Annotated in this window: 3 protein-coding genes; all 3 read right to left on the reverse strand. The window is 66.5% G+C overall.

What is annotated here, in order from left to right:
* Nucleotides 1-9: 9 nt before the first annotated feature.
* Nucleotides 10-2700, reverse strand: a complete 2691-nt coding sequence (locus IV091_RS07195) for a bifunctional acetate--CoA ligase family protein/GNAT family N-acetyltransferase (protein WP_293467010.1) — start codon at nucleotides 2698-2700, stop codon at nucleotides 10-12.
* 34 nt (nucleotides 2701-2734) lie between these two features.
* On the reverse strand, nucleotides 2735-3673 hold the full coding sequence (locus IV091_RS07200) for a histone deacetylase family protein (protein WP_293467011.1): 939 nt from the start codon (nucleotides 3671-3673) through the stop codon (nucleotides 2735-2737).
* A 205-nt stretch (nucleotides 3674-3878) separates the two neighbouring features.
* Nucleotides 3879-4365, reverse strand: a 487-nt coding sequence (locus IV091_RS07205) for an NAD(P)H-dependent oxidoreductase (RefSeq protein ID WP_293467012.1), incomplete at its 5' end; no start/stop codon positions are given.

The raw sequence follows: 4365 nt of genomic DNA on the forward strand, positions 1-4365 counted from the left end.
GACGCGCGCTCACAGCGCGTGCGTCACGAGCTTGAAATCGGGGTCTTCGGCAAAGGGCTTGACGGCAAAGCCCAGGCTGCGCATGAGCTTGAGCATGCCGGGGTTGTTGGCCAGCACCAGGCCGTCCATCTCGGCCAGGCCCTTGTCGCGCGCCACGTCCATGATGCTTTGCATCAGGCGCGAACCCAGGCCTTTGCCGTTGAAGTCGTCGGCGACCACCAGCGCGAACTCGCAACTGGCGCGGTCGGGATTGGTGATGTAGCGCGACACGCCGACGATGCGCTCGGCCTCCGACATCTCGCCGTCCGGTCCGGCCCGGCGTTCCTTGAACACGGCGACCAGCGCCATTTCGCGGTCGTAGTCGATCAGCGTGAAGCGCGCCAGCATGGTGGGCGGCAGCTCGACCAGCGAGGAAACGAAGCGGAAATAGCGGCTTTCGGGCGACAGGTTGTGCATCAGCTCCTGCAGCATGTGGGCGTCGTCCGGATGGATGGGCCGCACCGTGTATTCGCCGCCGCCGCGCAGCGGCCAGACATGCTCGTAGCGCGCCGGGTAGGGCAGTATGGCGAGGTGGTTGTACTGGTTGGCATGGCCGCTGGCCGCCTGCGGCGCGTTGTGCACGACGATGCGGGCGTCGACCGCCACCGCGCCGGTCTCGTCGATGATGAGGGGGTTGATGTCCATCTCGCGCAACTGGGGCAGCTCGCAGACCATTTCGGACACGCGCAGCAGCACCTGCTCCAGCGCTTCGCGGTCGACGGCGCTGGCGCCGCGCCACTCGCCCAGCGTTTCGGCCACGCGGGCGCGCTCGATCAGGCGGCGCGCCAGAAACTGGTTGAGCGGGGGCAGTTCCATGGCGCGGTCGTTGATCAGCTCGATCATGGTGCCGCCCGCGCCGAACGCAATCACGGGACCAAACGGGTCGTCGGTGACCAGGCCGATGTAGATCTCGCGGCCACGGCGGTGGCCGGCCATGTTTTGCACTGTGACGCCGTTGATGCGGGCCTCGGGCAGCAGCCGGGTCACGCGTTGCAGCATGTCGTTGTAGTTGTCGCGCACGCTGGCGGCGTTCATGACGTTGAGGATCACGCCCTGCACATCGGACTTGTGGCTGATGTCGGGCGAGTCGATCTTGAGCGCCACCGGAAAGCCCAGTTGCGTGGCGATCATCATGGCCTCGTTGGCGCCGCGCGCCAGGATGGTCTTGGTGACCGGGATGTTGAACGACGCGAGCAGGGTCTTGGACTCCATCTCGGTCAGCACGGTGCGGCGCTCGGCCAGCACGTTTTCAATGACGAGGCGCGCGCCTTCGATGTCGGGCTTGGCCAGCGTGGACAGGGGCGGCGGGGTTTGCTGCAGCAGCAACTGGTTCTGGTAGAACGACGCGATGTTGCCAAAGGCGCCGACGGCGGCCTCGGGCGTGCGAAAGCTGGGAATGGCGGCGTCGTTCAGAATGCCGCGCGCCGCCGCGACCGACGAGTCGCCCATCCAGCACGACAGCAGCGGCTTGCCGATGCTGCGCTTGACCTCGGCCAGCGCGTGCGCCATCTCGGCCGGGTCGGCCCCGGGTTTGGGCGAGTAAATCGCCAGCACGCCGTCGATCTGGCGGTCTTTGCCGGCCGCGTCTATGGCCGCCTTGTAGTGGTCGGGGCTGGCGTCTTCGGACAGGTCGATCAGGTCCACCAGCGAGGCCAGTTCGGGCAGCAGCGGCTTCAGGGCGCTGGCCGATTCGGGCGAGAGCCGGCCCAGTTGCAGAAAGATTTCATTGACCCAGTCGGCCGCCAGCACGCCGGGCCCGCCGCCGTTGGTGACGATGGCCAGGCGCTTGCCGACCGGGCGGTAGCGCGAGGCCAGGCATTTGGCCGCTGAAAACAGCTCGACAAACGAGCGCACCCGGACCGCACCGGCGCGGCGCAGTGCGGCGTCAAATACGTCGTCGCTGCCGACGATGGCGCCGCTGTGGGTTTGCGCTGCTTCATTGCCGGCCGGCTTGCGGCCAGCCTTGAGCACCACCACCGGCTTGGCATTGGCCGCCGAGCGCAGCGCGCTCATGAAGCAGCGCGCGTTGGTAATGCCTTCGAGGTAGACCACGATGCTCTGGGTTTGCGCATCATTGGCCAGGAAGTCCAGCACCTGGGCAATGTCTACCGAGGGGTTGGGGCCGAGTGACACGACCGATGAAAACCCGACCGCGTTGTTGCTGGCCCAGTCCAGGATCGACGAGGTCAGCGCCCCTGACTGCGACACCAGCGCCAGCGAACCGGCCCGGGCCAGCGGCCCGGCGGCGCTGGCATTGAGCTGCAGCAGCGGGCGCTGCAGGCCCAGCCCGTTGGGGCCGAGCAGGTAGACGCCGGCGCGGCGCGCGATTTTCTTGAGCGCGTCGGCCTGGTCGGCGCTGATGCCGCTGGAGATCACCAGCGCCGCGCGGCAGGTCATGCGGCCCGCAATTTCGAGCGCGGCGGCAATGTCCTGGGGCGGCAGCGCAATGATGGCCAGGTCGGCCCGGGACTGTGCCAGGTCGGCCAGCGTGCCGCTGGTGTGGATGTCCAGAAAGCGCAGGGTGCCGGTGTAGCGCTGGGCCCGCAGCGCTGCGTGCAGCGCCCTGGCCTGCGGGGTCTGGCTGGCCGGGTCTTCCAGTTGACCGGCAAAGACCACGATGGATTCGGGGCAGAAAAGGGGGGTGAGGTAGTGTTTGTCCATGCGGTGTGACTCTGTCTTTGTCTTGGCCTGGCGCTCAGTCGGCGCCAATCAGCACTTGAATGTGGGCAGCCGCGCTGCGTGCCAGCGGGCTGAGCATGTAGCCGCCTTCCAGGCACGAGATGACGCGGCCCTGGCAGTGGCGCCGGGCCACCGTCATGAGTTGCTGCGTGACCCATGCGTAGTCGGACTCCAGCAGGCCGATGTTGCCCATGTCGTCCTCGCGGTGGCCGTCAAAACCGGCCGAGATATAGATCAGCTCGGGCGCAAAGGCGTCAAGCGCGGGCAGCCAGTGCTGGCTGACGGCGTCGCGGAACTTGTCGCTGCCCGAGCGTGAGGGCAGGCCCACGTTGACCATGTTGGCGCCCGTGGCATTGTCGCCCGTGAACGGGTAGATACCCTGCTCGAAAATGGAGCACATCAGCACGCGCTCGTCGCCCCTGAAGATGTCCTCGCTGCCATTGCCGTGGTGCACGTCAAAGTCGATTAGCGCCACGCGCTGCAGGCCGTGCGCTGCGAGGGCGTGGCGTATGCCGACAGCCACATTGTTGAAAAAGCAAAACCCCATGGCCGCGCCGCGCTCGGCATGGTGGCCGGGCGGGCGAACGCAGCAAAAAGCCGTGGGCGCCTCGCCCGATAGCACCAGGTCGGTGGCCAGCACGGCCGCGCCGGCGGCACGCAGCGCCGCCGTGGTGGTGAAGGGGTTCATCTCGGTGTCGGGGTCAACGCGGTGGTAGCCCGTGACCGGCGAGGCGTCGAGCAACTCCGTGACGTAGCGCGAGGCATGGGCACGCCCTAGCTGCTCCAGCGTGGCCAGCGGCGCATCGTAGGGGCTCATGTAGTCGAGCAGGCCCTTGACCAGCAGCATGTCGTTGATGGCGCCCAGGCGTTCCGGGCACTCAGGGTGGTCGGCGCCCATTTCGTGGCGCGCGCAGTCGGCATGGGTGATGTAGGCAGGCAGCAAACTGGTCTCCATGGGGCGTTGTGGCGACTTCGGCCAGATACGCGTTTCAGTTTATGCCCTATGGCGCCCGGGTGCCTTGATGCAGAGCAATTTTTGCGCGTACCTGCAGCCCGCGTCTGCTGCGGTCGAAATTTTTAATAAAAAATGCTTCTAGTCCAATGAATATAAAGGGTTTTAGCTATAACAAGCATAGCAAATTCCGATCCGCCTGCAAGCATTACGCCGCCAGCCGCCCGGCCGCAAACAGCACCTGGTCCACCACGGCCTGCACGCTCTTGCGGTGGGCGTCCTGGCGCAGTTCGCCATCGGCATCAAACGCATCGGCTGCGTTGCCCAACGCAAACGCCGTGGGCGCGACCCAGCACTGCGAGTTGATCAGCAGCGGCACCAGGTGGCTTTGCGAGCGCAGGCCGCCCAGCGCGCCCGGCGAGGCGCTGAGCACGCCGACCACCTTGCCGCGAAAGGACCGGAAGCCGTCCTGCCAGATCGCATCGCCCTTGACCGGGCTGGAGACCCAGTCGATGGTGTTCTTGAGCAGCGCGGTGTAGCTGCCGTTGTATTCGGGCGAGCAGATGATCCAGGCCGGGTGCGCGTGCATGAGCTCTTTCAGCTTCATCACGTCGGGCGGCGTGCCCCGGGCTTCCAGGTCGGCGTTGTACATCGGGATGTCGAAGTCGGCCAGTTCGAGGTGGGTGACTTCGGCG

This window comes from Polaromonas sp. (assembly GCF_018780625.1).
Classification (GTDB): domain Bacteria; phylum Pseudomonadota; class Gammaproteobacteria; order Burkholderiales; family Burkholderiaceae_C; genus Polaromonas.